Source organism: Occallatibacter sp. (assembly GCF_049802275.1).
Lineage (GTDB): Bacteria > Acidobacteriota > Terriglobia > Terriglobales > Acidobacteriaceae > Telmatobacter.
In genome coordinates this window covers 1-2,357 of the sequence record NZ_JBARMD010000659.1, presented here as the reverse complement: position 1 = coordinate 2,357, position 2,357 = coordinate 1, and the positions used below count along the sequence as shown (strand labels likewise).

Annotated in this window: 3 protein-coding genes; 2 read left to right on the top strand and 1 reads right to left on the bottom strand. The window is 56.6% G+C overall.

The window, feature by feature from the left end; all coding sequences use genetic code 11:
* Positions 1-40: 40 nt before the first annotated feature.
* On the bottom strand, positions 41-379 hold the full coding sequence (locus WA354_RS22055; RefSeq protein ID WP_472815177.1) for a GIY-YIG nuclease family protein: 339 nt from the start codon (positions 377-379) through the stop codon (positions 41-43).
* 305 nt (positions 380-684) lie between these two features.
* Between WA354_RS22055 and WA354_RS22050 the strand changes: the two genes are divergently transcribed.
* Positions 685-1,101: a hypothetical protein gene (locus tag WA354_RS22050; RefSeq protein ID WP_472815176.1), complete on the top strand. Its 417-nt coding sequence runs from the start codon at positions 685-687 to the stop codon at positions 1,099-1,101.
* Positions 1,102-1,225: 124 nt separating this feature from the next.
* Positions 1,226-2,357 (top strand): ATP-binding protein (locus tag WA354_RS22045; RefSeq protein ID WP_472815175.1); only part of this gene is annotated, 1,132 nt, incomplete at its 3' end.

The window sequence follows — 2,357 nt, the reverse complement described above, 5'->3', positions numbered from 1 at the left end:
CTGTCATCCTGACGCGTAGCGGAAGGATCTGCGGTTGCTTTTATGTGTCCATTCGATCCAGCGCTCGTTTGTAATCCGCCGGTTCACACTCATACCAGTCACGGCTCAAATCAGCCCAGGTCGGGTTTACGGATTCAATGAGCGCGATCTTTTTCGCACGTCTCCATCCCTTGAGCTCTTTTTCGCGAGAGATCGCCCGGTTGACGTCATCGTATCTCTCAAACCACACCAGGCGGTCACAATTGTAACGAGCGGTAAAGCCATCATGCTCCTTCCATTTATGCTGGAAGACTCGTTTGTGAAGATCGCCAGTCACTCCGATGTAAAGAGTGTGGCTCCGACTGGCCATGATGTAGGTGCAGTAACCGCCCTCGTCCACGAGAGGCAGAATAACTTCCCTGCAAGGCCTTGGCTGTGACGCAAGGAACAACCACAGATCCTTCCGCTGCGCGTCAGGATGACAGCGTGTCAGGGTAGAGAAATTAAACATTTCCAATACACGAACGATCCCGAATAGGCACTTATTCCATGACTTTATAAGGGTGTCATCCTGAGCGCAGCGAAGGATCTGCGGTCGCTTCTTTGAGCGGTTCAAACTGGCAAGGAAACAGGGTTACTTCTCATTGGTTCGCTACAAATCCAGAATCAGAGTGCGGCTCGTGCAAACCGGGTAACATTGCAGCCATGGACGAGTTGGCTTCTGCGGCAAGTGGCGATGACCAATACCGCGAAGAATGGAGATGCTTCTACGCGGAGAGGCGACGTCTTCTGATCCGTGTATTCTGGTTCGCAAGTGGGCTTGCCGTTTCCGCGTTGCTGCTCGTCGCTACGCTGGGTGACCACTATCCGCCGCTTGTCGTACGGATCGCAATCGCCGTTTCGTTCGGTCTGCTTCTGATTGCGTTCCTCGCCCAGTATTTCTTCTTCCTGTGGGAGATGGCTACTTGGCCCTGTCCGAGATGTGCGAAGCGTTTCTTCTTTTCGGCTTTTGTTTTCGATCCGTTCTTTACCCGTCGGTGCAGACACTGTGGGTTGCTTCTGCTGAAGAATGCGGACTTCAAGAATCTCAAGCGTGAGGAACGAGAACCGGACCTTGAGTGACGAGAGAATAGCACCCAACCGTCAGGTAACGAACGAGTGAAACTAACAACCCTCTTGTCTAATAGTTATACAGACCTTATCAAACTTATCAAACCACCATAAACCTGCTAAACTCCCCATAGTTATGGACCCGGTTCGCAATCCCTACGCCCCCGGCGCCGGCAGTCCACCACCCGAACTCGCGGGCCGACATGAGATTCGGAAGGACATCGAGATCCGCCTGCAACGCCTCCGCCTGGGCCGTCCAGCCAAGAGCATGATGCTGATTGGACTTAGAGGGGTTGGCAAAACAGTGCTTCTTGACCAGATGCGCCGCGACGCCGAAGCCGGCGGCATCCACACCGTGCGCATCGAAGCTCCCGAGCATCGCTCCCTCCCCGCCATTCTCGCTCCGGCTCTGAGGCTTGCCCTCCTCCATCTCAGCAAAAAGGAGGCCGCAAAGGACTTCGCCATCCGCGGCCTCAAGGCCCTTGCCGGTTTCGCGAGCAAATTGAAGGTGCACTACCAGGACATTGAAGTGGGCCTCGACTACGATCCCGAGCCAGGGCTGGCCGACAATGGCGATCTTGAACTCGATCTGGGCACGCTGCTCGTCCAGGTTGGCGCGGCGGCCAAGGCTGCCGAAACAGCAGTCGTCCTCTTCATCGACGAGCTTCAGTACGTCGAAGAACCGCAGATGGCGGCTCTGATCCAGGCGTTACACCGCTGTGCGCAGGAGCAGTTACCCGTCACCGTCGTTGGAGCGGGCCTTCCGCAGTTGCGCGGGCGGATGGGCGAAGCCAAATCGTACGCGGAACGCCTCTTCGATTTTCCCGAGATTGGACCACTCGCGCCACCTGATGCGCGCGAAGCAATCGTTCGGCCGGCTGAAGTGGAAGGGGCCTTCATTGACGACAACGCCGTCGATCTGATCATTACGAAGACGCAGGGCTATCCGTACTTCCTTCAGGAATGGGGCAAACACGCCTGGGACCTCGCTCCGGCCAGTCCCATTCGTTATGACGACGTTGTAAACGCCTCAGACGAAGCCGTGGCTGCACTCGACGAAAGCTTCTTCCGCGTGCGTTTCGATCGCCTCACACCCACCGAAAAGAGATATCTTCGCGCCATGGCCGAACTCGGCCCCGATCCCCAACGCTCCGGCGATATCGCGGACCAGCTCGGCCGCGGTGTCACCTCTCTCGCCCCCACCCGCTCCGGTCTCATTGGCAAAGGCATGATCTGGAGCCAGACTCACGGAGAGACAGCTTTCACCG